The organism is Pseudomonas sp. Root569 (assembly GCF_001427465.1).
GTDB lineage: Bacteria > Pseudomonadota > Gammaproteobacteria > Pseudomonadales > Pseudomonadaceae > Aquipseudomonas > Aquipseudomonas synxantha.
This window is the reverse complement of the sequence record NZ_LMGQ01000027.1, coordinates 202330-227789: the sequence shown is the minus strand read 5'-3', so window position 1 is coordinate 227789 and position 25460 is coordinate 202330. Positions and strand designations below refer to the sequence as shown.

Below are 25460 nucleotides of genomic sequence, written 5' to 3'. Positions count from 1 at the left end.
TTGTTGATCTGACGTTTTACATTTTTCCCGCCCTGCCCGGCCTGCGCGCCGGTATCATTAGCAGCCTATCTTTGCCTGCTGCGACAGTGGACCTCTCCCATGCCAGATTCCCAGCGACCCATGGCGGTCACGCTGCAAGTTGTCTCCATCGTGCTGTTTACCTTTATCGGCTACCTGAATATCGGCATTCCCCTGGCCGTCTTGCCGGGCTACGTCCATAGCCAGTTGGGCTATGGCGCGGTGATCGCCGGGCTGGTGATCAGCGTGCAATACCTGGCCACCCTATTGAGCCGCCCCTATGCCGGCAAGATTATCGACAACCTGGGCAGCAAGCGCGCCGTGCTGATCGGCCTGGTGGGATGCGGATTGAGCGGGGTGTTCATGCTGCTGGCAGCGTGGTTTTCCAGCCTGCCGGCGCTCAGCCTGGGCAGCCTGCTGATCGGTCGACTGGTGCTGGGCAGCGCTGAAAGCCTGGTGGGCTCGGGCGCGATTGGCTGGGGCATCGGCCGCGTCGGAGCGGCGAATACGGCCAAGGTCATCTCCTGGAACGGCATCGCCAGCTACGGCGCGCTGGCGGTCGGCGCACCGCTGGGGGTGCTGATGGTCAGCCATTTCGGACTGTGGAGCATGGGCGTCAGCATCATTATGCTGGCGGTAGTGGGTGTGCTGCTGGCCTGGAAAAAGCAAGCGGCGCCAATTGTGCCTGGCGTCCGCTTGCCGTTCATGAATGTGCTGGGCCGGGTACTGCCCCATGGTTGCGCGCTGGCGTTGGGCTCAATCGGCTTTGGCACCATCGCCACCTTTATCACCCTGTACTACAGCACCCAGCACTGGGACAACGCGGTGTGGGCCTTGAGCCTGTTCGGCGCCAGCTTTATCGGCGCACGCTTGTTGTTCGGCAACTTGATCAACCGCATTGGCGGCTTTCGGGTCGCGATTGCCTGCCTGTCGGTGGAAGTGCTCGGCCTTCTGCTGCTGTGGCTGGCGCCAGATGCCCAACTGGCGTTGGCAGGTGCGGCGTTGAGTGGCTTCGGCTTTTCCCTGGTTTTCCCGGCACTGGGGGTGGAGGCGGTCAACCTGGTGCCGGCCTCCAGCCGTGGCTCGGCGGTGGGCGCCTATTCGCTGTTTATCGACTTGTCACTGGGCATCACCGGGCCGCTGGCTGGCGCCGTGGCCGCAGGTTTTGGCTTTGCGTCGATCTTCCTGTTCGCCGCCCTCGCCGCTGCAGCGGGCTTGCTGCTGAGCCTCTACCTGTACCGCCAGGCGCCCAAGGCCCGCGAGACACGCGACGCCTAGAAGTCGACCTTGCCGCGCCCGGCCTTGATGCTGCCGCGCTTGGTCTTGGACTCCAGACGGCGTTTCTTCGAGCCCAGGGTGGGCTTGGTCGGACGACGCTTTTTCTCGACCTTGGTGGCGCTCTGGATCAACTCCACCAAGCGCTCCAGCGCATCGGCGCGGTTCTGTTCCTGGGTACGGTATTGCTGGGCCTTGAGCACCAGCACGCCTTCGCTGGTAATACGGCTGTCGCGCAACGCCAGCAGTCGCTCCTTGTAGAACGCCGGCAACGACGACGCGGGAATATCAAAGCGTAGGTGCACCGCACTCGAGACCTTATTGACGTTCTGTCCGCCGGCACCTTGGGCGCGAATGGCGGTCAGCTCGATCTCGGCATCGGGCAAGTGTAGGTTGTTGGAAATCACCAGCATGAGCAACAAGGTCCTCCAGAAGGAGTCCCAGGATACGCGAATGCATCTTGCCCATCCTCTCAAACAACAAACCCGGCGCTAGGCCGGGTCTGCTCAACAGCATTGGAAGATCACTTCACCGCAGGAGCGGCCATATCCAAGGGTTGTTGCACCCTTCGCTTGTTCTTGACCCAGTAGCAAACGCCCATGAACGCCACCCAGACCGGGATCGCGTACACCGACATCTGGATCCCCGGGATCATCAGCATGACCACCAGGATAAACACCACGAATGCCAGGCACACATAGTTGCCGTACGGGTACCATAGCGCCTTGAACAGCGGCACCTGGCCGGTGCGGTTCATGTGCTGGCGGAACTTGAAGTGCGAGAAGCTGATCATCGCCCAGTTGATCACCAACGTGGCCACCACCAGGGACATCAGCAGTTCCAGCGCGTCATGGGGCATCAGGTAGTTCATCAGCACCGCCACCAGGGTGATCGCCGCCGAGGCCAGGATCGAACGCACCGGCACGCCGCGCTTGTCGATTTTCGCCAGGGCCTTGGGCGCATCGCCCTGCTCAGCCATGCCCAGCAGCATGCGGCTGTTGCAGTAGGTGCCGCTGTTGTACACCGACAACGCTGCAGTCAGAACCACGAAGTTGAGGATATGCGCGGCGGTGTTGCTGCCCAACATCGAGAACACCTGCACGAATGGGCTCCCGCTGTAGGCATCGCCGGACGCATTGAGGGTCGCCAGCAGGCTGTCCCATGGTGTGAGCGACAACAGCACCACCAAGGCGCCGATGTAGAAAATCAGGATGCGATAGATCACCTGATTGATCGCCTTGGGGATCACGGTACGAGGCTGGTCGGCTTCGGCCGCGGTAAAGCCGAGCATTTCCAGGCCGCCGAAGGAGAACATGATGATCGCCATGGCCATCACCAAACCGCCGACACCATGGGGGAAGAAGCCGCCGTGGTCCCACAGGTTGCTGACCGAGGCCTGCGGGCCGCCGCTGCCGCTGACCAGCAGGTAGCTGCCCAGGGCGATCATGCCGACGATGGCCACCACCTTGATGATCGCGAACCAGAACTCGGCTTCACCAAAGACTTTGACGTTGGCCAGGTTGATCGCATTGATCAGCACGAAGAAGGCCGCCGCAGACACCCAGGTCGGAATCTCTGGCCACCAGTAGTGCACGTACTTGCCCACGGCCGTCAGCTCCGACATACCCACCAGGATGTACAGGATCCAGCAGTTCCAGCCCGACAAAAAGCCGGCGAAGCCGCCCCAATACTTGTGGGCAAAATGGCTGAAGGAACCGGCGACCGGCTCTTCGACGATCATTTCGCCGAGTTGGCGCATGATCAGGAAGGCGATAAAGCCGCAGATGGCATAGCCCAGGATCATTGACGGGCCGGCGGACTTGAGCACCCCGGCCGAGCCCAGGAACAGGCCGGTGCCGATGGCGCCCCCGAGGGCGATCAACTGGATATGCCGGTTTTTCAGGCCGCGTTTCAGCTCGCCTGAAGAAGAATGGGGTCCACTCATGAAAAGGGTCTCACGCAAGGTTTGAAGATGTTGAATGCAGGTTGCTGTCTTGAATTACCGACTCAAGCAGCGCCGCTCAAACCCCAGCGCAGGCACCAGGAGTACAGCGTCTTTCTAACGGTCATGCGTCACCTGTTTGTTTTTATCTGTGACGAAATCGAACCCGTCCGGCTCGTGGCCGGGCGGAGTGATCAGGGCGAACAAACCCTGGGTCTTGGCCTTTTGCGTGGGTACGCAAGGGGGGTCACAGTAAAACGCGGCGCATTGTACACCGCTCGACGGCTTCGGGCCGAGCCTGCAAAGCGCACGCGACAAACTGGCAGATATTTCTTACGCGTTCGGCACACGCTGAAATAGCAGGGCAAACTCGTAAACTTATCGTTACATCATGGAAAACCTACGTTACAGCCGGCTTTTACCGTCATCCACCAGAAAATTGTCGGTGAGAATTTTCCGCAGAATCGGTTCAGCCAATTCACTGTTTTGCTTGAATAAAAAAATCCGCAAAAAAACAGAAGAAAAAATCCAAATGAGACCGTGTCAATAAATTTTTTGCATTCTGAAACACACTCTTCTAGGTTCTTTGCACTTGCCCGCAAAGCCCGCGGGCAAGCCGTTCTCAAACAACGTCCTCTAGGAGATACACCATGCAAGCACTGGAAAAAGACCTGGAAACCGAACTGCAACTCGACGATTGGTTTGAAGCGCCGACCCATGAGGCCGCCGTTGAAATGATGCAAGCCGATGCCGTTGTGCCTTTCGGCACCGCGATGTGGCCTTTCTAATACCCGGCAGGCATTCGGCAGGTGCTGTGCACGGCACCTGCCCCCTTACCCAGGCACAGAAGGACACACGTCATGGACAAGGCCCGCGCCGTCGAACACTTTCTCTACTACCTCGCACACCACCCGGCCCTCAGCGGCCTGCATCGTCCCACCGTGCTGCTGGGCCATACCGAGCGCTACGACGCCATCGCCCAGGCAATCACCCACGGTAGCGCCGCGCGCTTCAACTTCCAGCTGCAACGCCTGGACCTGGCGCCCAGCGACACTCTGGTCAAGGCCATCGAAGCCTGCGACCTGTACCTGTTTCTCTACGACTCCTCGACCCTGCCCAATCCACGTGCTGAAGGCCCTGATTTTATCCGCGCCCTGCACGGCGTGATGGCCGAGCACTGGAAGAAATCCCTGCTATTCAAGGATTACGGCGATTACTTCTACGACACATTCAGCGTCGAGCCGCAGCGCATCGCCGACCTTAACGCCACGCTGATCCGACGGATGTCCCAGGCCAATGTACTGAGCTTCACCGACAAGCACGGCTCGCGCCTGGAAGCGCCGATGAGCAGCATCAAGAAGTGGACCAATATCAACGGCGTCGGCAACCACGACCTGGCCCCCGGCGAAATCGCCACCCACAGCGAAGCCATCAATGGCCAGGTGCGGTTTGTCGGCACCTTCCTCAGCACTATTCCGTTTGCACGCAAATACGGCGTGCTGCAATCACCGCTGGAACTATGGATCGAGAACTCGACCATCTGCAGCGTAGCCAGCGAGGTGCCGGGGCTGGCGGATGATTTCAACAAATACCTGAATGCCAACCCGTCCAACCGTCGCGTGGAGGAGTTGGGCATTGGCACCAATGAAGGGGTCAAGGATCTGTATGCGCGCAACGCCGGGTTCGAGGAGCGCCATTGCGGGTTGCACCTAGGCCTGGGCGGCGGGCAGAAAGGCAGCCATCACCTGGATTTGATCTTTGCCAGTGGGGTGTTGGCCTTGGACGATAAACCGGTTTTCGATGGAACGTTTGCCTTCTGAACACAAGACTCAAAAACACCGCAGACCAAATGTGGGAGGGGGCTTGCTCCCGATAGCGGTATATCAGCCTAAGTATCTGTTACTGACACACTGCTATCAGGAGCAAGCCCCCTCCCACAGTTGATTGCATTTCAAATTCAGATCGAAAAAAAACGCCAACCCTAGGGTTGGCGTTTTTGTGCAGCGCTTAGCGCATCACTGCGGCTTCTTGCGACCAAAACCCGGACGCTGGCCGGAACCGGCCGGGGCGCCGCGGCGCTTGCCCGATGGCTCATCGGCTACCAGTTTCGGGCCAGGGCGCTTGTTCGCCGCTGGCTTGGCTGGACGCTTGGTACTGGCGCTGTCGGCCGGGCGATCCGCTTCACCACGGTTGCTGCGACCACCGCTTGGCGCTTCGCCACGAGCAGGACGTGGTGTGCGGGGCGCACGCTCACCTTCCTGACGGGACGGTGCGGTAGGGCGACGCTCACCTTCGATCTGCGGCTCACGGGAGATACGACCGCCAGTGGCCGGGGCATTCAGCGCCGGGCGCAGGGTACGGGCCACGCGCTCGGTACGCGCTACCGGGCGCGAGGATTTGCGCTGCATACGCTCAAGCTTGTCCTTGCTCTTGGCATTCATCTGCGGCATCGCGACCGGCGTCAGGCCGACTTCGGCACTGAGGATGTCGACTTCGTACTGGCTCATTTCGCGCCAGCGGCCCATCGGCAGGTCGGAGTTCAGGAACACCGGGCCGAAACGCACGCGTTTCAAGCGGCTGACCACCAGCCCCTGGGATTCCCACAGGCGACGCACTTCACGGTTACGGCCTTCCATCACCACGCAGTGGTACCAATGGTTGAAACCTTCACCGCCTGGGGCCTGCTTGATATCGGTGAACTTGGCCGGGCCGTCTTCCAGCACCACGCCGGCCTTGAGGCGTTCGATCATCTCGTCATCGACTTCACCACGTACACGCACGGCGTATTCACGGTCCATCTCGTAGGACGGGTGCATCAGGCGGTTGGCCAGTTCGCCGTCAGTGGTGAACATCAGCAAGCCGGTGGTGTTGATGTCCAGGCGGCCGATGTTGATCCAGCGGCCTTCCTTGGGCTTGGGCATCTTGTCGAACACGGTCGGACGGCCTTCCGGGTCGTCACGGGTGCAGATTTCGCCATCGGGCTTGTTGTACATGATCACGCGGCGCACCGATTCGGCAGCCTCTTCACGCTTGATCACCTTGCCATCGATGGTGATTGCATCGTGCAGGTCGACACGCTGGCCGAGGGTGGCCTCGACGCCGTTGACCTTGATGCGCTTCTGGGTGATCCAGGCTTCGACGTCGCGGCGCGAGCCCACGCCGATGCGCGCCAGCACTTTTTGCAGCTTTTCGCCTGCTGGGCCGATTTCCTGGTCTTTCTGGTCTTGGTCATTCATCGTAAGCACCTCCCGGTGGGTCGATTCAGGCGTGGCCTGAAGGGTATTGAAAGCGGGGCCTTGGGCGAATAGGTCGCCAAGGGGTCGCGAATCATACGCGCATGGCGCGTGTTGCGCATCACAGACTAGTCGATAAAGCCCAAGTCATTTGCTTTTCCGCCGACCGGTGGCGCCAAGGGCCAGCAAGCGTAGCTCGGCTTCGGCGAGAACCGTGCGCTTGTCGACTTTGTCGAGTTTCTTCCAGGCGCGGATTTCACGCTTGCTGCGTCCGCAGCCGACGCAGACGTCGTCGGTGAACTTGCAGATGCTGATGCACGGGTCTTTGGTTGAACTCATGTTTTCTCCCAGACCATCCAGACAATGGAGATCCAATGTGGGAGGGGGCTTGCTCCCTCCCACACTAAATCAGCATCAGTCTTCGAATTGGCGGCGTTCGTTTTCGATGGCCTCTGCCAGCGCCCGGGCTTCGTCTTCTTCGTCGCTCAGCGGCGGCTGTTCGAGGGCCGCGACGGCGGCCAGCAGTTTTTCCCGGGCTTCGGCGATGCCTAGCGTGTCTTCTTCGACTTCAGGCTCAACTTCAACGTTCACCTGGGTTTCAGGTTCAGCCGCGCCGTCACGCAACAGGTCATCAAAGTCGGTCTTGATCCCCTGTTCCATATCGTCCAGCTCCAACAACAGCGTGTGGAAACTGGTCTCGTCCTTTGGCTCCTCCGGCTCGGCACTGGCGTCGGCCAGTTCCTGCAGGCTGGCCGGCACCGGCGCGTCGTCGAAGTCGAGCACCGGCTCGGCTTCCATTTCGCGCAGTTCGGCCAGGGGCGGCAGGTCGTCGAGGTTTTTCAGGTTGAAGTGGTCGAGGAACACCTTGGTGGTGGCGAACATCGCCGGTTTACCCGGCACATCACGGTAGCCGACGATGCGGATCCACTCGCGCTCCAGCAGGGTCTTGACGATATGGCTGTTGACCGCCACGCCACGCACGTCTTCGATTTCGCCGCGGGTGATCGGCTGGCGATAGGCGATCAGCGCCATGGTCTCCAACATTGCCCGGGAATAACGCTGGGGGCGCTCTTCCCACAAACGGCCCACCCACGGCGAAAATTGCTCGCGGATCTGCAGGCGATAACCCGACGCCACTTCGCGCAGTTCAAAGGCACGGCCGTCGCAGGACTTGCGCAGGATCTCCAGGGCTTTCTTGAAGACCGGCGGCTCCGGGCGTTCGGCTTCTTCAAAGAGTTCGAACAGGCGCTCCAGGGATTGCGGTTTGCCCGAGGCCAGGAGAAAGGCCTCCAGCAAGGGTGCCAGTTCGCGGGGTTCAGTCAGATTCATCGATTCAGCTCGTTATTCGGCTCGCGCCCGCACGTGGATAGCCGCAAAAGGCTCATTCTGGACCAGCTCCACCAAGGACTCCTTGACCAGTTCGAGGATGGCCATAAAGGTCACCACCACCCCCAGTCGGCCTTCTTCGGCAGTGAACAGCTCGACAAACGGCACAAACCCACCGCCCTTGAGACGTTCCAGTACATCGCTCATACGCTCGCGAGTGGACAGGGCTTCACGGCTGACCTGATGGCTTTCGAACATATCGCCACGGCGCAACACCTCGGCCATGGACATCAGCAGTTCTTCCAGGCTCACATCCGGCAGCAATTTACGCGCACGCGCTTCGGGCGCATCGAGTTTGGGCACCACCACATCGCGGCCCACACGGCTCAGGTTGTCGATGCCTTCGGCAGCGGCCTTGAAGCGCTCGTATTCCTGCAGGCGGCGGATCAGCTCGGCGCGCGGGTCATCCTCTTCGGCTTCCACCGTTTCCGAGCGCGGCAGCAGCATGCGCGACTTGATCTCGGCGAGCATGGCGGCCATCACCAGGTACTCGGCAGCCAACTCCAGGCGCACCGACTGCATCAGCTCGACATAACCCATGTACTGGCGGGTGATTTCCGCCACCGGGATGTCGAGGATATTGATGTTCTGCTTGCGGATCAGGTACAGCAGCAAGTCCAGCGGGCCTTCGAAGGCTTCGAGGAACACCTCCAGGGCATCCGGCGGGATATACAGGTCCAGGGGCATTTCCATGACCGCCTGGCCATACACCATGGCAAACGGCAGTTCCTGCTGGGCGCCGGCCTGGGGGTCAGCGGTTTCCACGGCCGACACTCAGGCCTCGACCATGAACGGGGTCGGGTCGCCGCAACCCACGCGCACCACCTCCGGTTCGCCATCGGCGAGGTTGATCACCGTGGAAGCCTTGTTGCCGCCATAACCGCCGTCGATGATCAGGTCGACATGTTTTTCCAGCAGGCGGCGCATTTCGTAAGGGTCATACAGCGGCTCGGTTTCACCCGGCAGAATCAACGACACGCTCATCAGCGGTTCACCCAGCTCGGCCAACAAAGCCAGGGCTATCGGATGCTCCGGCACACGCAGGCCGATGGTGCGTTTCTTCGGGTGCAGCAACAACCGCGGCACTTCGCGGGTGGCGTTGAGAATAAAGGTGTAGGGCCCCGGCGTGTGGGCCTTGAGCAGGCGAAAGGTGCCGGTATCGACCTTGGCAAACAGCCCCAGTTGGGACAAGTCGCTGCAGATCAGCGCAAAGTTGTGCTTGTCATCCAGTTGACGCAGGCGCCTTACGCGTTCGACCGCGCCCTTGTCGCCGATCTGGCAACCAATGGCATAGGACGAATCAGTCGGGTAGATCACCACGCCACCAGCGCGGATGATCTCTACGGCCTGCTTGATCAGGCGCGCTTGCGGGTTTTCCGGATGAATCTGGAAGAATTGACTCACGTGTTCTACCTGTTCAGACGGTGGCAATAATGGGGTCATGCTTGAATCGCCCCCACAACAGCGGCAGATCTTCCGGGACTTGGCGATACTCGCCAATCTCGGACCAGCCGCCTGGGCCATGGAAATCACTGCCGGCACTGACCAGCAGACCAAATTCGCGGGCAAGAATCGCCAGGCTGCCAACCTGTTCGGCAGGTTGATGCCCGTTGACCACTTCGATCGCGTGGCCGCCCGCTCCAATATAGTCGCTGATCAGCTTGCGACGCTTGCTGCGGGTGAAATCGTAATGCCAGGGATGCGCCAGGCTGACCCAGGCCCCGGAGGCCCGCAGGGTCTCGACGGTGTCTTCAAGGGTCGGCCAATGCAGCTTCACATCGCCCAACTTGCCGGCGCCCAGCCATTTGCGAAAGGCCTCGGCGCGATCCTTGACATAGCCTTCACGCACCATCCAGTCGGCAAAGTGCGGACGGGCCGGTGCGTTGCCACTGTCACCCAGCTCCTGCTGGATGGCGCGGGCACCGTCCAGGGCACCGGGCATGCCTTTAAGGCTGAGCTTGCGGCTTATTTCTTCGGACCGCAGCCAGCGGCCATCGTGCAATTGGGCGATGGCGGCCACCAGGGGTGGGGCGTTCTGGTCGAAGCCGTAGCCGAGCACATGGATGGTGGCACCGCCCCAGGTGCACGACAACTCCACGCCGTTGACCAACTGCATGCCCAGGGAATGGGCGGCGTCACGGGCTTCATCGAGGCCCTCGAGGGTGTCATGGTCGGTCAACGACAGGACTCGCACGCCTTTTTCAAACGCCCGCGCAACCAGTACCGCGGGCGCCAGGGCGCCGTCGGAGGCCGTGCTGTGGCAGTGCAAATCAACATTCACGTGGGTATGTAACCTCAAGTCAGCTGGCGCTATCGCAACCAAGGATGTTTGTTATTATGCCGCCACATCCAGCTTCTGGCTCTTACTGTGAAACAATTCATCGACTTCATCCCGCTGTTGCTGTTTTTCATCGTTACCAAACTCGACCCCAGGGTCATCGAAATCGCCGGTCACGAGCTGTCGTTCGGCGGCATCTACAGCGCCACCGCGGTACTGATCATCAGCTCCATCGTAGTCTACGGCGCCATCTTCATCTCCCAGCGCAAGCTGGAAAAAAGCCAATGGCTCACGCTCATCGCCTGCCTGGTCTTCGGCGGCCTGACCCTGGCGTTCCACAGCGAAACCTTCCTTAAATGGAAAGCCCCGGTGGTCAACTGGCTGTTCGCGCTGGTGTTTATCGGCAGTCACTTTATCGGTGACCGCCTGCTGATCAAGCGCATCATGGGCCATGCGCTGACTTTGCCGGAACCGGTATGGGTGCGCCTGAACGTGGCCTGGATCGTGTTTTTCCTGTTCTGCGGTGCCGCCAACCTGTTCGTGGCATTCACCTTCCAGGACTACTGGGTCGACTTCAAAGTGTTCGGCAGCCTCGGCATGACCGTATTGTTCCTGATCGGCCAGGGTATCTACCTGTCGCGTCACCTGCATGACACCGCCCCTACCACGCCCAAAACCGAGGACTGACATGCTCTACGCCATCATCGCCACTGACGTTGCCAACTCGCTGGAAAAACGCCTGAGCGTGCGCCCGGCCCATGTCGAGCGCCTCAAACAACTGCAGGCCGAAGGCCGGATCGTACTGGCTGGGCCACATCCTGCGGTAGACAGCAATGACCCGGGCGAAGCCGGTTTCACCGGTAGCTTGATCGTCGCCGAGTTCGCCTCCCTGGCCGACGCCCAGGCCTGGGCCAAGGCTGATCCTTATGTCGCGGCCGGCGTGTACGCCGAAGTCGTGATCAAGCCGTTCAAGCAAGTCCTGCCTTGAGCCCGGCGGCGCCGAAGCAAATCGGTTCGGCGCACTGCCAATGGCTCATTATTCCCGGTGACCTGCCGACAACGTTCTGAATATTCGTGTGGAATCAGGAGTTCCGATGCGCTTACGTCAGTTGTGTCTGTTGGCAGTGTTAACGATCGGGGCTACGGCCCACGCTGAAGAGCCCTCGTACAGCGGCGGTTCCGCGCCCTTGTCCTTGAGTGCCGACGCCCAGGTCACCGAGTTGCAGCAACGTTTGAAAGAAAGCGAACGCCAGCGTGAAGCACTGGGCAAGCAACTGCAAAGCGCAGACGCTGCCCGCGAAAGCGTCCAACTGAATCGTTTGCGCCAAGAGAACCAACGCCTGGCCCAGCAACTCAAAGAGATACAGGGCGGCGCCTTGACCCGCTGGCTGACCGAACAGCAGCAGTGGTTCGTCATCGGCGCGGCCGTCGCGCTGATCGCCCTATTGTGTGGGATCTTCGCCAGCGGTGGGCACCGTCGCCGTCGACAATGGCTAAATTGAGTGAGTCATGAGCGAGCTGTTACTGATAGATGATGACCAAGAGCTTTGTGAGCTGCTGACCAGTTGGTTGAGCCAGGAAGGCTTCCAGGTGCGCGCCTGCCACGACGGCTTGAGCGCCCGCAGAGCCTTGGCCGAAGCCGCCCCGGCGGCGGTGGTGCTCGATGTGATGCTACCCGACGGCAGCGGCCTGGAGCTGCTCAAGCAATTGCGCAACGACCACCCGGAGTTGCCGGTGCTGATGCTCTCGGCCCGGGGCGAACCCTTGGACCGCATCCTCGGCCTGGAGCTGGGAGCCGACGACTACCTGGCCAAGCCCTGCGATCCCCGCGAATTGACGGCGCGCCTGCGCGCGGTATTGCGCCGCAGCCACCCGGCCGCGGTGTCGACCCAACTGGAACTGGGCGACCTGTGCTTCAGCCCGGTGCGCGGCGTGGTCAGTATCGATGAGCAGGAATTCACCCTCACTGTTTCCGAAAGTCGCCTGCTCGAAGCCCTGTTGCGCCAACCCGGCGAGCCTTTGGACAAACAGGAACTGGCGCAGATCGCCCTGGGCCGCAAGCTGACCCTCTACGATCGCAGCCTGGACATGCACGTCAGCAACCTGCGCAAGAAAATCGGCCCGCACCCGGATGGTCGGCCACGGATCGTCGCGTTGCGCAGTCGCGGGTACTACTACAGCCTCTAGAGGCAGCCTTACCAAATCTTTACCCTCTCCTGACGGCGGCTGACCTTGATCTCCCTAATCTACTCACATCCGGACTCACCGGAATAGAGACAGGAGAATCACCATGCGCAAGACCCTTATCGCTTTGATGCTCGCCGCTGCCCTGCCTACCGTTGCCATGGCCATGCCAGAAGGCCCAGGCCCAATGGGCGAACCCTCCGGCCACATGATGGGTGGCCCGGGCCACGGCGGTGAACATGGTCCGCGTGGCAAAGGTGGACCGTTCAGCCAACTGGACCTGAGCAAGGAACAACGCGAACAGATCCGCAAGCTCATGGGTGACCAATGGCACGCTCGCAAAGACCTGGTCAAGAAGTACCTGGACAAACTGCCGGCCGCCGACCAGAAAGCCATGCAGGATGAAATCGCCGCCGGCAAGCAGAAAACCCAGGCCGATATCCGTGCCGTGCTCAAGCCCGACCAACAGAAGAAGTACGACGAGATCGTCAAGAAGCAAGCCGAGCGTCGCGCCGAGTGGAAGGAATTCCAGGCCTGGAAAGCCCAGCAGGCGCAAAAAGCGCAATAATGCGCGAGGCGTAATGCCTACAGCCCAGTGGTTCACGCCGCTGGGCTTTTCCTGTTTGAGGGTTTCCTGTGCGTTCATTGTTCTGGCGTATCCTGGCAAGTTTCTGGCTGGCCATCGCCCTGGTTGCCGGCTTGTCGATCCTGCTCGGGCATATGCTCAACCAGGACGCCTGGATTCTCAGCCGCCATCCCGGCCTCAACAACCTGGCGCAGGAATGGACCCAACTCTACGAAGCCCAGGGCGAGGACGCTGCCCAGGACTTGCTGCAACAACGCAAACGCCAGTACCACATCGACGTGCAAGTGCTCAACGAAAGCGGCGAGCCAGTGGTGCGCGGCACTTTCCCGCGCCGCGCCGCGGCCTTCGAGGCCCGGCAGAATGACAGCCAGGACGGCCACCTGCCCTGGCGGCGCCTGACGGCCGAGTACACCAGCGACAAAACCGGCGACACCTACCTGTTGATCTACCGCATTCCTCACCCGGAGCTGGATGCCTGGCACCGCAGCAGCCTGTTGTGGCCGTTCAGCGCCCTGGCGATTGCCCTGGTGGTGCTGACCCTGTTCAGCTTGCTGGTGACGCTGTCCATCACCCGCCCACTCAGCCGCCTGCGCGGCGCAGTGCATGACCTGGGGCAAGCCACCTATCAGCAAAACAGCCTGGCGCAATTGGCCAACCGCCGTGATGAATTCGGCGTGCTGGCCACCGATTTCAACCGCATGGGTGCGCGCCTGCAAAGCCTGATCGGCAGCCAGCGCCAGTTGCTGCGTGACGTGTCCCACGAACTGCGCTCGCCGCTGGCGCGCTTGCGGATCGCCCTGGCCCTGGCCGAACGTGCGAGCCCCGAGGAGCGGGAGAAACTCTGGCCGCGCCTGACCCGCGAATGCGACCGCCTGGAAGCCTTGATCAGCGAGATCCTGGTACTGGCTCGGGTCGATGCCGACAACGCCAGCGCCGAAGACATCGACCTCAACCCGCTGCTCAGGACCCTGCAAAAGGACGCCCAACTCGGCGCGCCGGAGCAGGTGGTACAGCTCACCGCTGACGCCGACCTACACCTCAAGGGCTGGCCGACCATGATCGAACGCGCTGTGGATAACCTGCTGCGCAATGCCCAGCGCTTCAACCCGCCCGATCAGCCAATCGAGATGCACGCGCATCTTCACGGCGAGCATATTGTGATCAGCGTGCGCGACCATGGCCCCGGCGTTGACCCCGAACACCTGAGTCAACTGGGCGAGCCGTTCTACCGCGCCCCAGGCCAGGCTGCACAAGGCCACGGCCTGGGCCTGGCAATTGCGCGGCGCGCGGCGGAGCGTCATGGCGGCAGCCTGTTCCTGGCCAATCATGCCCAGGGCGGTTTTATCGCCAGTATCGACCTGCCATTGGAACCTGGGGTTGTCACACCGGTGTGAGGATCTTCTATAGTGGCCCTTCTCTTACGGAGGGCCTTTGATGACTGACCTGCTGACTCCCATCCAAGCCGCACTCGATTTACCACACGCAGCAATAGCCATGACCGAAACCGGGGCCCTGCCCTCGGCCTTCGCCGTCACCGACCTGGCCGCTGCCAGCATCGGCGCCGCCGGCCAGGCCGTCGCCCAGTTGCTCCAGCAGCAGACCGGGCGTTTGCCCAATGTCAGCGTGGACCGGCGCCTGGCCTCCTTGTGGCTCTCCTCCTCGATTCGCCCAGTGGGTTGGCAAGTGCCACCGCTGTGGGACCCAGTGGCCGGCGACTATGCCTGCGCCGATGGCTGGATTCGCTTGCACACCAACGCCCCCCATCACCGTGCCGCGGCCGAGCGGGTGCTGGGGCCTGTGGCCGACCGCGCCGAGATGGCGGCCAAAGTCGCGGCATGGAACGCCGCCGAACTGGAACAGGCCATTGTCGACGTCGGCGGTTGCGCCGCGCAGATGCGTGGGTGGCAAGCCTGGCAACAGCATCCGCAAGGCTTGGCGGTGAACAGTGAAGAGCTGATACAGCGCCAGGTTTTCGAAAGCGGCACCGACAAACCCTGGCTCGGTTCGCCTGCGCGCCCGCTGGCCGGTATCAAGGTGCTGGACTTGACCCGCGTATTGGCCGGCCCCGTGGCCAGTCGTTTTCTCGCCGGGTTGGGTGCGGATGTGTTGCGCATCGATGCGCCGACCTGGAACGAGCCCGGCGTGGTGCCGGAAATGACCCTGGGCAAGCGCTGCGCTCGCCTTGACTTGAAAAGCCCCGAAGGCCGGCAGGTATTCGAAGCCTTGCTCAAAGATGCTGACGTGCTGTTCCACGGTTACCGCGCCGATGCACTGGAGCAACTGGGTTACACCATCGGCGAACGGCAAGACCTCGCCCCCGGGCTGATCGACGTCAGCCTCAACGCTTACGGCTGGAGCGGCCCGTGGCGTAACCGTCGCGGCTTCGACAGCCTGGTGCAGATGAGCAGTGGGATCGCCGAGTCGGGCATGGCCTGGAAGCAGGCGGAAACCCCCGTGCCGCTGCCAGTGCAGGCGCTGGATCACGCCACCGGCTACCTGATGGCTGCCAGTGCGATCCGGGCCTTGGGCGAACGCCTGGTATCCGGCCGCGGTGGCTCGGCGCGCTTGTCATTGGCGCGTACGGCGAAATTGCTGGTGGAGGCAGGGCAAGTGCCGGAACAAGCGGCGTTGCGTGCCGAAGAGCCAGGCGATCAGGGTTTGGTGGTGGAGCAGACGGCGTGGGGGCAGGCCCATCGGTTGCTGGCGCCGCTGAGCATCAGTGGCACGCCGTTGCAGTGGGATTTGCCAGCGGGAGAATTGGGCGCGCACCGGCCTCAATGGTGATTAATACACTGTAGGAGCGAGCTTGCTCGCGAAGGTCGCCAACGATAACGCGGGAAACCTGACACCCAGCGGCAATCTAAGGTTTTTCGCGAGCAAGCTCGCTCCTACAGGGTTGTCCACAGATGCTGCGCCGCATACGCCCTCAACGGCCGCCACGCCTCGGCCCGGGCCAGCAGCTGTCGCGCCGACACCGGCCTCCCCTCCAGCGCCGCCAGCGCATTGATCAGGCCGATATCCCCTGATGCAAACGCATCCGCCTCGCGCAACTGGCGCATGGCAATGTACTGCGCGGTCCAGTCGCCAATCCCCGGCAACGCCACCAACCGTGCAACGCCGTCCTTGAGGCTGGCCTTGGGTTGGAACACCTGCGGGTCATCCAACACTGCCTGGGCCACGGCAGACAAGGTACGGCCTCGCGCCTTGGGCATGCCCAGGGTTGCGAGGTCTGCCGCCGCCAGCACTTGGGGTGTCGGAAACACATGGGTGATACCGGCGTATGGGGTGTGCAGCGGCTGGCCATACTGCGCCACCAGCTTGCCCGCCAGGCGAATGGCCGCCACCACAGTAATCTGCTGGCCCAGCACCGCACGAATCGCCAGCTCCAGCCCGTCCCAGGCCCCGGGCACGCGCAGGCCAGGACGGTCCGCAACCAGTTGCGCCATCAACGGGTCGCCAGCCAACTGGGCATTGATCACCTCGGGCCGGGCATCCAGATCGAACATCGCCCGCAGGCGTCGCTCGATCTCGGGCAAGGCCGCCGCGTCAGGAAACGCGATGCCCACCTCCAGCCAATCGCCGGCGCCCGGCGCCACGCTTAGCCAACCCTGTTGCCCGTTCACGCTGATGCTGCGACGGTACGCGCCAGCCTCAACGATTTCTAATCCATTGATGGCTCGAGCTGACAAAAACGCCAACATTGCCGCCCAATCGTAGGGCGGCTGATACGCCAGTCTCACAACGACAATACCCCGCTGTATAACCCGTATGCCGCCAACCCGGCGCCCGCGATCACGCAGCTGAAAATGCCTTTTTCCACGTGGGTGAACAAGGGTTGGCCTTGCTCGCGCTTGGCCTGGGCGAACAGGATCACACCCGGGGCATACAGCAGCGCCGATAGCAGCAAATACTTCAAGCCCCCGGCGTACAACAGCCACACCGCATAGCCGAGGGCAATCAGCCCCACTGCCAAGTCTTTCATGCGCTGGCGCTGAGCGCCGGCATAGGTCTCGCCGCGCCCGCTCAACAACACCGCATAGGCCGCCGACCACAGGTAGGGCACCAGGATCATCGACGACGCCAGGTAGATCAGGGTGGTGTAGGTGCTGGCCGAAAACAGCGTGATCACCAGGAACGCCTGGATCATCACATTGGTCAGCCACAACGCGTTAACCGGCACCTGATTGGCATTTTCCTTTTTCAGGAACGCCGGCATGGTCTTGTCCTGGGCAGTGGCATAGAGGATTTCCGCGCAGAGCAGCGCCCATGAAAGCAACGCTCCGAGCAGCGAAACCGCCAGGCCGATGCTGATCAATACCGCGCCCCAGGGCCCGACGATGTGTTCCAGCACGCCCGCCAGGGATGGGTTCTGCAACTGCGCTAATTGCGGCTGGCTCATGATGCCCAGGGACAGCACATTCACCAGCACCAACAGCGCCAGCACGCCCAGGAAACCAATCACCGTGGCGCGACCTACATCCGAGCGTTTCTCGGCCCGCGCCGAGTACACGCTGGCGCCTTCGATGCCGATAAACACAAACACCGTGACCAGCATCATGTGGCGCACCTGCTCGACCACGCTGCCCATCTGCGGGTTACCCAGGCCCCAGATGTCGCGGGTGAAGATATCCGCCTTGAATGCCACCGCGGCGATCACGATAAACATCAACAACGGCACAATCTTCGCCACCGTGGTGACTTGGTTGATAAACGCCGCCTCCTTGATCCCGCGCATCACCAGGAAATGCACCGCCCACAGCAACAGCGACGCACAACCAATGGCCAGCGGGGTATTGCCCTGGCCGAACGCCGGGAAAAAGTAACCCAGGGTGCTGAACAGCAACACGAAATAACCGACGTTGCCCATCCACGCGCTGATCCAGTAACCCCAGGCGGATGAGAACCCCATGTAATCGCCAAAACCGGCCTTGGCGTAGGCGTACACCCCGGAATCCAGTTCCGGTTTGCGGTTGGCCAGGGTCTGGAACACAAAGGCCAAGGTCAACATCCCGACCGCCGTGATTGCCCAGCCAATCAGCACGGCGCCCACTTCTGCACGGGCCGCCATGTTTTGCGGGAGCGAGAAGATCCCGCCGCCAATCATCGAACCCACGACCAGGGCGATCAGGGCACTGAGCCTAAGTTTTTGGGCTGGTTGGGACATGCAGGTTCCTCGCAATAAAAGTTTGAGCCGACCACTGCGAACTCAACTAATTCAATTTAATCACGCTAGCGCTTCATAACATAAGTGCATGTAAACGCGAGAAGTTTAGGCTTATTTAGAATTTAAATAAGTCAATTATGAAGCGTTCGTCAGACGCCGTACAAAAAGTTTGCACATCCGCAAATACGAACTAGCGTCAACCTCCATGTCCCGGACGAAATGATTAACCACATCGGAGGAGCCCGCTCTAGCAAGCGCCCCCCCGCGGACTGTGTCGCCCAGCAACTTCTGCTCCCTAAGTCGTTAATTCACAATGGAATGTGCCAATGAAGTGATCTGAGTCAGCTGTTTGATTAGCGCACGGAATTATTCTGTGATCTCTCTTCTCCTGCATTGGAGTCACGCAATGTCTGAATCTCCCGGAAAACTTAGGCTTGGTGCGCTGGTTGCACTTGTCGTGGGCTCAATGATTGGCGGCGGGATCTTCTCACTGCCGCAAAACATGGCCGCCAGTGCCGACGTAGGCGCAGTATTGATTGGCTGGGTAATTACCGCCATCGGCATGCTGACCCTCGCATTCGTCTTCCAGACCCTCGCCAACCGCAAGCCTGACCTTGACGGCGGTGTGTACGCCTACGCCAAGGCCGGTTTCGGCGACTACATGGGGTTCTCGTCCGCCTGGGGTTACTGGATCAGTGCCTGGCTGGGCAACGTCGGGTACTTCGTACTCTTGTTCAGCACCCTCGGCTACTTCTTCCCGATCTTTGGCGAAGGCAATACTCCGGCGGCGGTGATCGGTGCGTCGGTGCTGCTGTGGGCCGTGCATTTCCTGGTGCTGCGCGGGATCAAGGAAGCGGCGTTCATCAACCTGGTCACCACCGTGGCCAAGGTGGTGCCGTTGCTGCTGTTCGTACTGATTGCGCTGTTCGCGTTCAAGCTGGACATCTTCACCGCAGACATCTGGGGCGTAAAAAACCCTGACCTGGGCAGCGTGATGAACCAGGTGCGCAACATGATGCTGGTCACCGTGTGGGTCTTCATCGGCATCGAAGGCGCGAGCATCTTTTCCTCCCGTGCCGAGAAACGCAGCGACGTGGGCAAGGCCACCGTGATCGGTTTTATCACCGTGCTGCTGTTCCTGATGCTGGTGAACGTGCTGTCCCTGGGGATCATGACCCAACCGGAACTGGCCAAGCTGCAGAACCCGTCGATGGCCGCCGTGCTCGAGCACGTGGTGGGCCACTGGGGTGCGGTGCTGATCAGCGTCGGCTTGATCATCTCGCTGTTGGGCGCATTGCTGTCGTGGGTGCTGCTGTGTGCGGAGATCATGTTCGCCGCCGCCAAGGACCACACCATGCCGGAGTTCCTGCGTAAGGAAAACGCCAACCACGTGCCGGTCAATGCGCTGTGGCTGACCAACGCGATGGTGCAGATCTTCCTGGTGATCACGCTGTTTTCCGCCAGCACCTACCTGTCGCTGATCTACCTCGCCACCTCGATGATCCTGGTGCCTTACCTGTGGTCGGCGGCCTACGCCCTGCTGCTGGCGGTGCGTGGCGAAACCTACGAAAACGCCCTCAAGGAGCGCAAGAAAGACCTGTTCATCGGCGCCGTCGCGCTGATCTACGCGATCTGGCTGCTCTATGCCGGCGGCACCAAGTACCTGCTGCTCTCCGCCCTGCTCTATGCCCCCGGCGCGATCCTGTTCGCCAAGGCCAAGCGTGAACTGGGCAAACCGATTTTCACCAACGTCGAGAAGCTGATTTTCGCCGCAGTGGTCATTGGCGCCCTGGTGGCGGCCTATGGGCTCTACGACGGCTTCCTGACTCTGTAATTGTATGTTCACTGGAGGATTTGTAATGACCACGGAAAAAGTTAAGTACGGCGTACATTCCGAAGCCGGCAAACTGCGCAAAGTCATGGTGTGCTCCCCAGGTTTGGCCCACCAGCGGCTGACCCCCAACAATTGCGACGAACTGCTGTTCGATGACGTGCTGTGGGTGGCCCAGGCCAAGCGCGACCATTTCGACTTCGTGACCAAGATGCGCGAGCGGGATATTGATGTGCTGGAAATGCACAACCTGCTCACCGACATCGTCGCCATCCCCGAAGCCCTGGACTGGATCCTGGAGCGCAAGATCACCGCCAATACCGTAGGCCTGGGCCTGGTCGATGAAGTCGGCTCGTGGCTGCGCAGCCTGGAGCCGCGCAAGATCACCGAGTTCCTGATTGGTGGTGTGTCGGCCGATGACCTGCCGAGCAGCTTTGGTGGCAAGACCATCGAGATGTTCCGCGACTTCCTCGGCCACGCCAGCTTCATCTTGCCGCCGCTGCCCAACACCCAGTTCACCCGCGACACCACCTGCTGGATCTACGGCGGTGTAACGCTCAACCCGATGTACTGGCCGGCGCGACGCCAGGAAACCCTGCTGGCCTCCGCCATCTACAAGTTCCACCCGGAATTCACCAACGCCGACTTCCAGATCTGGTACGGCGACCCCGACCAGGAGCACGGCGCTGCCACACTGGAAGGCGGCGACGTGATGCCGATTGGCAATGGCGTGGTGTTGATCGGCATGGGCGAGCGCTCGTCCCACCAGGCCATCGGCCAACTGGCGCGCAACCTGTTCAAGAACAACGCCGTTGAGCGGGTGATCGTTGCCGGTCTGCCCAAATCCCGCGCAGCCATGCACCTGGACACCGTGTTCAGCTTCTGCGACCGCGACCTGGTCACCATCTTCCCCGAAGTGGTCAACCAGATCGTGCCTTTTACCCTGCGCCCTGACGACAGCAAGCCTCATGGTATCGATATCCAACGCGAGACCACCAACTTCCTCGATACCGTTGCCGCGGCCCTCAACCTCAAGGCCCTGCGCGTGGTCGAGACCGGCGGCAACAGCTTCGCCGCCGAACGCGAGCAGTGGGATGACGGCAATAACGTGGTGGCTGTAGAGCCTGGCGTGGTGATCGGCTACGACCGCAACACCTACACCAACACCTTGCTGCGCAAGGCCGGTGTGGAAGTCATCACCATCAGCGCCGGTGAACTCGGCCGTGGCCGTGGCGGCGGCCACTGCATGACCTGCCCGATCATCCGCGACCCTATCGACTATTAAGGAGATTCCATCATGGCTTTCAATATGCGCAACCGCAGCCTGCTGTCGCTGATGCACCACACCACCCGCGAGCTGCATTACCTGCTGGACCTGTCCCGCGACCTCAAGCGCGCCAAATACACCGGCACCGAGCGTCCGCACCTGCAAGGCAAGAACATCGCACTGATCTTCGAAAAAACCTCGACCCGCACCCGTTGCGCCTTCGAAGTCGCGGCCCATGACCAGGGCGCCCACGTCACCTACATCGACCCGGTGTCGTCGCAGATCGGCCACAAAGAAAGTATGAAAGACACCGCCCGCGTCTTGGGCCGGATGTTCGATGCCATTGAGTACCGTGGCTTCGAACAGGAAATCGTCGAAGAACTGGCCAAGTTCGCCGGTGTGCCGGTGTTCAACGGCCTTACCGCTGAATTCCACCCGACCCAGATGATCGCCGACACCCTGACCATGCGCGAGCACAGCGACAAGCCGCTGCATGACATCAGCTACGCGTACCTGGGTGATGCGCGCTACAACATGGGCAACTCGTTGCTGATGATCGGCGCCAAGCTCGGCATGGACGTGCGCATCGGCGCGCCGAAAGCGCTGTGGCCACACGAGGATTTCATCAAGCAATGCCAGGCGTTTGCCGAGGAAAGCGGCGCACGCATCACCATCACCGAAGACCCGAAAGAAGCAGTGAAGGGCGTGGACTTTATCCACACCGATATCTGGGTGTCCATGGGTGAGCCGGTGGAAGCCTGGGACGAGCGTATCGAGCAACTGCTGCCCTACCAGGTCAACGCCAAGATGATGAAAGCCTCGGGCAACCCCCGGGTGAAATTCATGCACTGTTTGCCGGCGTTCCATAACAGCGAAACCAAGGTCGGCAAGGACATCGCTGCGCGGTACCCGAACCTGGCCAATGGTGTGGAAGTGACCGAAGAAGTCTTCGAGTCGCCGGCCAACATCGCGTTTGAACAGGCGGAAAACCGCATGCATACCATCAAGGCGATTCTGGTGTCGGCGTTGGCGGATATCTAACTCTCACTGTCGGAACAGGGTTCAAAAATGTGGGAGGGGGCTTGCTCCCACATTGGGCTCTGCTCACACCCTAAAAGGATTGCATTATGCGCATCGTCGTAGCCCTGGGCGGCAACGCCCTCCTGCGCCGTGGTGAACCCATGACCGCAGACAACCAACGCGCCAATATCCGCATCGCTACCGAACAGATCGCCAAGATCCACGCCGGCAAYGAGCTGGTGATCGCCCACGGCAATGGCCCGCAAGTCGGCCTGCTGTCGTTGCAGGCGGCGGCCTACACCAGCGTCTCGCCCTACCCGCTGGACGTGCTGGGCGCCGAGACCGAGGGGATGATCGGCTACATCATCGAACAGGAACTGGGCAACCTGCTGGACTTCGAAGTGCCGTTCGCCACCCTGCTCACCCAGGTTGAAGTCGATGCCAAGGACCCGGCGTTCCAGAACCCGACCAAACCCATCGGCCCAGTGTATTCCAAGGCCGAAGCAGAAAAACTCGCCGCCGAAAAAGGCTGGGCCATCGCCCCCGACGGCGACAAATACCGCCGTGTGGTTGCCAGCCCGCGCCCCAAACGCATCTTTGAAATCCGCCCGATCAAATGGCTGCTGGAGAAAAAAGCCATCGTGATCTGCGCCGGCGGCGGCGGCATCCCGACGATGTATGGCGAAGACGGCAAGCTGCGCGGCATTGAAGCGGTGATCGACAAAGACCTGTGCTCGTCGCTGCTGGCCGCGCAACTGGACGCCGACCTGTTGGTAATCGCCACCGACGTCAATGCCGCTTTTATCGACTTCGGCAAGCCAACCCAGAAGGCCATCGGCCAGGCTCACCCGGATGACATGGAAAAACTCGGATTCGCCGCCGGCTCCATGGGCCCCAAGGTGCAAGCGGCCTGCGAGTTCGCCCGCCAGACTGGCAAAACCGCGGTGATCGGTTCACTCTCCGACATCGAAGCCATCGTCCAGGGCAGCGCCGGCACCCGCATCAGCACGGCGAAACCTGGCATCACCTATCTGTGAAGTAGAGGAGATACGCCTATGGCTACCTTTGAACCCGGCCACTTGCACGTTGAACGCCACGCGCTCAACAAGGACGACTACAGCTACAACCTGTGCATCGACTATGAAGTCAGCCAGGACCCAAAGGAAGGCAAGGGAATGCTCTTCAAGCTGCACGGTTCGGTGCAGGGCAAGGACCTCAAGGAAGAGTTCTTCCTGGCCAAGGACCAGGCCTTCGATTTTGCGCGGCATGCGATGAACATTGCGCAGAAATACGGCATGCCGAAAGTCGCAGTGTTGAATGGGTCGATGCACAAGCAGTACGACCTGATGTTTGAGGATGTGCGGCATCAGCTGGATGTGAAATCAGGTGATCCAGTCAAGCCCGAACATCTGGAATAACACGCCTGCACTGACACAGTGCAGTTCAAAATGTGGGAGGGGGCTTGCTCCCGATAGCAGTGTGCCAGCCACAGGTTGATTGGCTGATCCACCGCAATCGGGAGCAAGCCCCCTCCCACATTTTGATCTCCATCATTTGTCAGATTTCACCTACGCCCCGCTCCAAGGCATACTTGCCGCCTCTGCTCTCCAGAATTACCAACCGCCCCATGCGTATCCACGTCAGCTTCATCGACCGCGTCGGCATCACCCAGGAAGTCCTGGCCTTGCTCGGTGGGCGCAATCTCAACCTGGATGCGGTGGAGATGGTGCCGCCCAACGTCTATATCGATGCGCCGACCCTCAGCGCCGAGGTACTCGAGGAACTGCGTGACGCCTTGTTCAGCGTGCACGGCGTGCAAGCGGTAAAGGTGGTCGACATCCTGCCGGGCCAACGCCGCCACCTGCAACTCGACGCCCTGCTGGCGGCCATGACCGACCCGGTACTGGCCCTGGACAGCGCGGGCAAGATCCTGTTGGCCAACCCGGCGTTGATCGCCCTGTACGGGCGCGAGCCTGCCGGGGAAAGCATTGCCGAGCTGTTCAATGACCCAACGCTGCTGGACACCTTGCTGGAACATGGCTTTCGCTTACCGTTGCGCGAGATCAGCGTCAACGGCCAGACCCTGTTGCTGGACGCCACGCCAATCACTGACGCAGGCGCCCTGCTCACCCTCTACCAACCCAATCGCATCGGCGAGCAACTGTCGGCACTGCACCACGACCATGCCGAAGGTTTTGATGCGCTGCTGGGCGAATCCCCGGCCATCCGCACCCTCAAGGCGCGAGCGCAACGGGTGGCGGCGTTGGATGCACCGCTGCTGATCCAGGGCGAAACCGGCACCGGCAAAGAGCTGGTGGCCCGCGCCTGTCACGCCACCAGCGCACGCCACAGTGCGCCGTTTTTGGCCTTGAACTGCGCGGCACTCCCGGAAAACCTCGCGGAGAGCGAGTTGTTCGGTTACGCCCCGGGCGCCTTTACCGGCGCCCAACGCGGCGGCAAGCCGGGGCTGATGGAACTGGCCAACCAGGGCACGGTATTTCTGGATGAAATCGGCGAGATGTCGCCGTACCTGCAAGCCAAGTTGCTGCGCTTTCTCAATGACGGCAGCTTTCGCCGTGTGGGCGGTGACCGCGAAGTGAAGGTCAATGTGCGTATCCTCAGCGCCACCCACCGCAACCTGGAAAAGATGGTCAGCGAAGGCACTTTTCGCGAAGATCTGTTTTACCGCCTCAACGTGCTCAACGTCGAAGTACCGCCCCTGCGCGAACGCGGCCAGGACATCCTGCTGCTGGCCCGCTACTTCATGCAGCAGGCTTGTGCGCAGATCCAGCGCCCGGTCTGCCGCCTGGCGCCCGGCACTTATCCGGCACTGCTGGACAATCGCTGGCCGGGCAATGTGCGGCAACTGCAAAACGTGATCTTCCGCGCCGCTGCCATCTGCGAAAGCAGCCTGGTGGACATCGGCGACCTGGACATCGCCGGCACCTCCGTAGCACGCCAGAACGATGGCGAAATCGACAGCCTGGAACAGGCCGTGGAGGATTTCGAGCGCGACCTGCTGGAAAAGCTCTACACCAGCTACCCCTCGACCCGCCAACTGGCCAGCCGCCTACAGACCTCACACACGGCAATTGCCCATCGCTTGCGCAAATACGGCATCCCCAACAAGCCTTGAGCCATGCGCTCCTACAGTGGGGCGCATTACAGATTTGGTCTGAGAACGACATTGCGTGTACTGAAAGCGCTACAGCGTAACGATATCGCTACAACCCTGTTTTTTACGCGCCATGCAAGGCTTTGATCCACATAGGCTTT

At 61.2% G+C, this 25460-nt stretch carries 26 protein-coding genes; 16 read left to right on the top strand and 10 right to left on the bottom strand.

Annotated elements, in window-relative coordinates:
- Nucleotides 1-99 precede the first annotated feature (99 nt).
- Nucleotides 100-1296 carry an MFS transporter gene (locus ASD70_RS24565; RefSeq protein ID WP_056847644.1) on the top strand — a complete coding sequence of 399 codons (1197 nt, stop codon included), beginning with the start codon at nucleotides 100-102 and terminating at the stop codon, nucleotides 1294-1296.
- Here ASD70_RS24565 and arfB read toward each other — a convergent pair.
- A complete protein-coding gene (arfB, locus tag ASD70_RS24560; RefSeq protein ID WP_043049058.1) occupies nucleotides 1293-1706 on the bottom strand; it encodes an alternative ribosome rescue aminoacyl-tRNA hydrolase ArfB in 414 nt (137 codons plus the stop codon). The genes ASD70_RS24565 and arfB overlap by 4 nt on opposite strands.
- Nucleotides 1707-1816: 110 nt before the next feature.
- Nucleotides 1817-3238, bottom strand: coding sequence for an amino acid permease (locus tag ASD70_RS24555; RefSeq protein ID WP_056847643.1), 1422 nt, complete (start codon nucleotides 3236-3238; stop codon nucleotides 1817-1819).
- Between the two features lie 647 nt (nucleotides 3239-3885).
- Between ASD70_RS24555 and ASD70_RS29170 the strand changes: the two genes are divergently transcribed.
- Together ASD70_RS29170 and ASD70_RS24540 are read left to right on the top strand one after the other, a co-directional pair.
- Nucleotides 3886-4023 carry a hypothetical protein gene (locus ASD70_RS29170; RefSeq protein ID WP_003237751.1) on the top strand — a complete coding sequence of 46 codons (138 nt, stop codon included), beginning with the start codon at nucleotides 3886-3888 and terminating at the stop codon, nucleotides 4021-4023.
- Between the two features lie 72 nt (nucleotides 4024-4095).
- Nucleotides 4096-5055, top strand: a complete 960-nt coding sequence (locus tag ASD70_RS24540) for a hypothetical protein (protein ID WP_056847641.1) — start codon at nucleotides 4096-4098, stop codon at nucleotides 5053-5055.
- 195 nt (nucleotides 5056-5250) lie between these two features.
- Here ASD70_RS24540 and rluB read toward each other — a convergent pair whose 3' ends face one another.
- The 6 genes from rluB to ASD70_RS24510 form a co-directional block, all read right to left on the bottom strand.
- Nucleotides 5251-6471 carry a 23S rRNA pseudouridine(2605) synthase RluB gene (gene rluB / locus ASD70_RS24535; protein ID WP_046069280.1) on the bottom strand — a complete coding sequence of 407 codons (1221 nt, stop codon included), beginning with the start codon at nucleotides 6469-6471 and terminating at the stop codon, nucleotides 5251-5253.
- 144 nt (nucleotides 6472-6615) lie between these two features.
- The gene (locus ASD70_RS24530) at nucleotides 6616-6807 is read right to left on the bottom strand and encodes a DUF1289 domain-containing protein (protein ID WP_046069281.1); all 192 of its coding nucleotides are present in this window, start codon (nucleotides 6805-6807) and stop codon (nucleotides 6616-6618) included.
- A 75-nt stretch (nucleotides 6808-6882) separates the two neighbouring features.
- A complete protein-coding gene (scpB, locus tag ASD70_RS24525) occupies nucleotides 6883-7797 on the bottom strand; it encodes an SMC-Scp complex subunit ScpB (RefSeq protein ID WP_056847640.1) in 915 nt (304 codons plus the stop codon).
- 12 nt (nucleotides 7798-7809) lie between these two features.
- On the bottom strand, nucleotides 7810-8508 hold the full coding sequence (locus ASD70_RS24520) for a segregation and condensation protein A (RefSeq protein ID WP_172833438.1): 699 nt from the start codon (nucleotides 8506-8508) through the stop codon (nucleotides 7810-7812).
- 120 nt (nucleotides 8509-8628) lie between these two features.
- Nucleotides 8629-9258: an L-threonylcarbamoyladenylate synthase gene (locus ASD70_RS24515; protein WP_034115727.1), complete on the bottom strand. Its 630-nt coding sequence runs from the start codon at nucleotides 9256-9258 to the stop codon at nucleotides 8629-8631.
- 13 nt (nucleotides 9259-9271) lie between these two features.
- On the bottom strand, nucleotides 9272-10135 hold the full coding sequence (locus tag ASD70_RS24510) for a PHP domain-containing protein (RefSeq protein WP_046069283.1): 864 nt from the start codon (nucleotides 10133-10135) through the stop codon (nucleotides 9272-9274).
- Nucleotides 10136-10222: 87 nt separating this feature from the next.
- On the opposite strand from ASD70_RS24510, the gene ASD70_RS24505 reads away from it, so the two are divergent.
- The 7 genes from ASD70_RS24505 to ASD70_RS24475 all read left to right on the top strand — a co-directional run bounded on the left by ASD70_RS24505 (nucleotide 10223) and on the right by ASD70_RS24475 (nucleotide 15686).
- A complete protein-coding gene (locus ASD70_RS24505) occupies nucleotides 10223-10819 on the top strand; it encodes a septation protein A (protein WP_005790819.1) in 597 nt (198 codons plus the stop codon).
- 1 nt (nucleotide 10820) lies between these two features.
- Nucleotides 10821-11120: a YciI family protein gene (locus ASD70_RS24500; protein WP_046069284.1), complete on the top strand. Its 300-nt coding sequence runs from the start codon at nucleotides 10821-10823 to the stop codon at nucleotides 11118-11120.
- A 106-nt stretch (nucleotides 11121-11226) separates the two neighbouring features.
- Complete coding sequence (locus tag ASD70_RS24495; protein ID WP_056847639.1) at nucleotides 11227-11634, top strand: hypothetical protein; 408 nt, start codon at nucleotides 11227-11229, stop codon at nucleotides 11632-11634.
- Nucleotides 11635-11641: 7 nt separating this feature from the next.
- Complete coding sequence (locus tag ASD70_RS24490) at nucleotides 11642-12319, top strand: response regulator transcription factor (RefSeq protein ID WP_046069286.1); 678 nt, start codon at nucleotides 11642-11644, stop codon at nucleotides 12317-12319.
- Between the two features lie 103 nt (nucleotides 12320-12422).
- Nucleotides 12423-12884, top strand: a complete 462-nt coding sequence (locus ASD70_RS24485) for an LTXXQ domain protein (protein WP_046069287.1) — start codon at nucleotides 12423-12425, stop codon at nucleotides 12882-12884.
- Between the two features lie 68 nt (nucleotides 12885-12952).
- Nucleotides 12953-14296 carry a sensor histidine kinase gene (locus ASD70_RS24480; RefSeq protein ID WP_046069288.1) on the top strand — a complete coding sequence of 448 codons (1344 nt, stop codon included), beginning with the start codon at nucleotides 12953-12955 and terminating at the stop codon, nucleotides 14294-14296.
- Nucleotides 14297-14336: 40 nt separating this feature from the next.
- The gene (locus tag ASD70_RS24475) at nucleotides 14337-15686 is read left to right on the top strand and encodes a CoA transferase (RefSeq protein ID WP_056847638.1); all 1350 of its coding nucleotides are present in this window, start codon (nucleotides 14337-14339) and stop codon (nucleotides 15684-15686) included.
- Nucleotides 15687-15790: 104 nt separating this feature from the next.
- Here the strand turns inward: ASD70_RS24475 and ASD70_RS24470 are convergent, their stop codons facing one another.
- Both ASD70_RS24470 and arcD (ASD70_RS24465) read right to left on the bottom strand, forming a co-directional pair.
- Nucleotides 15791-16642, bottom strand: coding sequence for a DNA-3-methyladenine glycosylase family protein (locus ASD70_RS24470; protein WP_056847637.1), 852 nt, complete (start codon nucleotides 16640-16642; stop codon nucleotides 15791-15793).
- Entirely contained in the window at nucleotides 16639-18066 is a 1428-nt protein-coding gene (arcD, locus tag ASD70_RS24465; protein WP_056847636.1) for an arginine-ornithine antiporter, read from the bottom strand. Before arcD (ASD70_RS24465) ends, ASD70_RS24470 begins: the two co-directional genes overlap by 4 nt.
- Before the next feature lie 406 nt (nucleotides 18067-18472).
- Between arcD (ASD70_RS24465) and arcD (ASD70_RS24460) the strand changes: the two genes are divergently transcribed.
- From arcD (ASD70_RS24460) to ASD70_RS24435, 6 genes are all read left to right on the top strand, one after another.
- Nucleotides 18473-19900 carry an arginine-ornithine antiporter gene (gene arcD, locus ASD70_RS24460; protein ID WP_056847635.1) on the top strand — a complete coding sequence of 476 codons (1428 nt, stop codon included), beginning with the start codon at nucleotides 18473-18475 and terminating at the stop codon, nucleotides 19898-19900.
- Nucleotides 19901-19925: 25 nt separating this feature from the next.
- Nucleotides 19926-21182, top strand: coding sequence for an arginine deiminase (arcA, locus tag ASD70_RS24455; protein ID WP_046069291.1), 1257 nt, complete (start codon nucleotides 19926-19928; stop codon nucleotides 21180-21182).
- Nucleotides 21183-21194: 12 nt separating this feature from the next.
- Nucleotides 21195-22205: an ornithine carbamoyltransferase gene (locus tag ASD70_RS24450; protein WP_027605559.1), complete on the top strand. Its 1011-nt coding sequence runs from the start codon at nucleotides 21195-21197 to the stop codon at nucleotides 22203-22205.
- A gap of 86 nt (nucleotides 22206-22291) precedes the next feature.
- Nucleotides 22292-23221: a carbamate kinase gene (arcC, locus tag ASD70_RS24445; RefSeq protein WP_046069292.1), complete on the top strand. Its 930-nt coding sequence runs from the start codon at nucleotides 22292-22294 to the stop codon at nucleotides 23219-23221.
- Between the two features lie 18 nt (nucleotides 23222-23239).
- Nucleotides 23240-23602 (top strand): DUF5064 family protein, encoded by a 363-nt coding sequence (locus ASD70_RS24440; protein ID WP_056847634.1) that lies wholly within the window; start codon nucleotides 23240-23242, stop codon nucleotides 23600-23602.
- Nucleotides 23603-23811: 209 nt separating this feature from the next.
- Nucleotides 23812-25320 carry a sigma-54-dependent transcriptional regulator gene (locus ASD70_RS24435; protein ID WP_046069294.1) on the top strand — a complete coding sequence of 503 codons (1509 nt, stop codon included), beginning with the start codon at nucleotides 23812-23814 and terminating at the stop codon, nucleotides 25318-25320.
- The last annotated feature ends 140 nt before the right edge of the window (nucleotides 25321-25460 follow it).

What these genes read in the sequence shown, in the direction of transcription:
- ASD70_RS24565 (WP_056847644.1), top strand. Translation starts at nt 100, where the DNA reads ATGCCAGATTCCCAGCGACCCATGGCGGTCACGCTGCAAGTTGTCTCC.
- arfB (WP_043049058.1), bottom strand. Translation starts at nt 1,706, where the DNA reads ATGCTGGTGATTTCCAACAACCTACACTTGCCCGATGCCGAGATCGAG.
- ASD70_RS24555 (WP_056847643.1), bottom strand. Translation starts at nt 3,238, where the DNA reads ATGAGTGGACCCCATTCTTCTTCAGGCGAGCTGAAACGCGGCCTGAAA.
- ASD70_RS29170 (WP_003237751.1), top strand. Translation starts at nt 3,886, where the DNA reads ATGCAAGCACTGGAAAAAGACCTGGAAACCGAACTGCAACTCGACGAT.
- ASD70_RS24540 (WP_056847641.1), top strand. Translation starts at nt 4,096, where the DNA reads ATGGACAAGGCCCGCGCCGTCGAACACTTTCTCTACTACCTCGCACAC.
- rluB (WP_046069280.1), bottom strand. Translation starts at nt 6,471, where the DNA reads ATGAATGACCAAGACCAGAAAGACCAGGAAATCGGCCCAGCAGGCGAA.
- ASD70_RS24530 (WP_046069281.1), bottom strand. Translation starts at nt 6,807, where the DNA reads ATGAGTTCAACCAAAGACCCGTGCATCAGCATCTGCAAGTTCACCGAC.
- scpB (WP_056847640.1), bottom strand. Translation starts at nt 7,797, where the DNA reads ATGAATCTGACTGAACCCCGCGAACTGGCACCCTTGCTGGAGGCCTTT.
- ASD70_RS24500 (WP_046069284.1), top strand. Translation starts at nt 10,821, where the DNA reads ATGCTCTACGCCATCATCGCCACTGACGTTGCCAACTCGCTGGAAAAA.
- ASD70_RS24495 (WP_056847639.1), top strand. Translation starts at nt 11,227, where the DNA reads ATGCGCTTACGTCAGTTGTGTCTGTTGGCAGTGTTAACGATCGGGGCT.
- ASD70_RS24490 (WP_046069286.1), top strand. Translation starts at nt 11,642, where the DNA reads ATGAGCGAGCTGTTACTGATAGATGATGACCAAGAGCTTTGTGAGCTG.
- ASD70_RS24485 (WP_046069287.1), top strand. Translation starts at nt 12,423, where the DNA reads ATGCGCAAGACCCTTATCGCTTTGATGCTCGCCGCTGCCCTGCCTACC.
- ASD70_RS24475 (WP_056847638.1), top strand. Translation starts at nt 14,337, where the DNA reads ATGACTGACCTGCTGACTCCCATCCAAGCCGCACTCGATTTACCACAC.
- arcD (WP_056847636.1), bottom strand. Translation starts at nt 18,066, where the DNA reads ATGTCCCAACCAGCCCAAAAACTTAGGCTCAGTGCCCTGATCGCCCTG.
- arcD (WP_056847635.1), top strand. Translation starts at nt 18,473, where the DNA reads ATGTCTGAATCTCCCGGAAAACTTAGGCTTGGTGCGCTGGTTGCACTT.
- arcA (WP_046069291.1), top strand. Translation starts at nt 19,926, where the DNA reads ATGACCACGGAAAAAGTTAAGTACGGCGTACATTCCGAAGCCGGCAAA.
- ASD70_RS24450 (WP_027605559.1), top strand. Translation starts at nt 21,195, where the DNA reads ATGGCTTTCAATATGCGCAACCGCAGCCTGCTGTCGCTGATGCACCAC.
- ASD70_RS24440 (WP_056847634.1), top strand. Translation starts at nt 23,240, where the DNA reads ATGGCTACCTTTGAACCCGGCCACTTGCACGTTGAACGCCACGCGCTC.
- ASD70_RS24435 (WP_046069294.1), top strand. Translation starts at nt 23,812, where the DNA reads ATGCGTATCCACGTCAGCTTCATCGACCGCGTCGGCATCACCCAGGAA.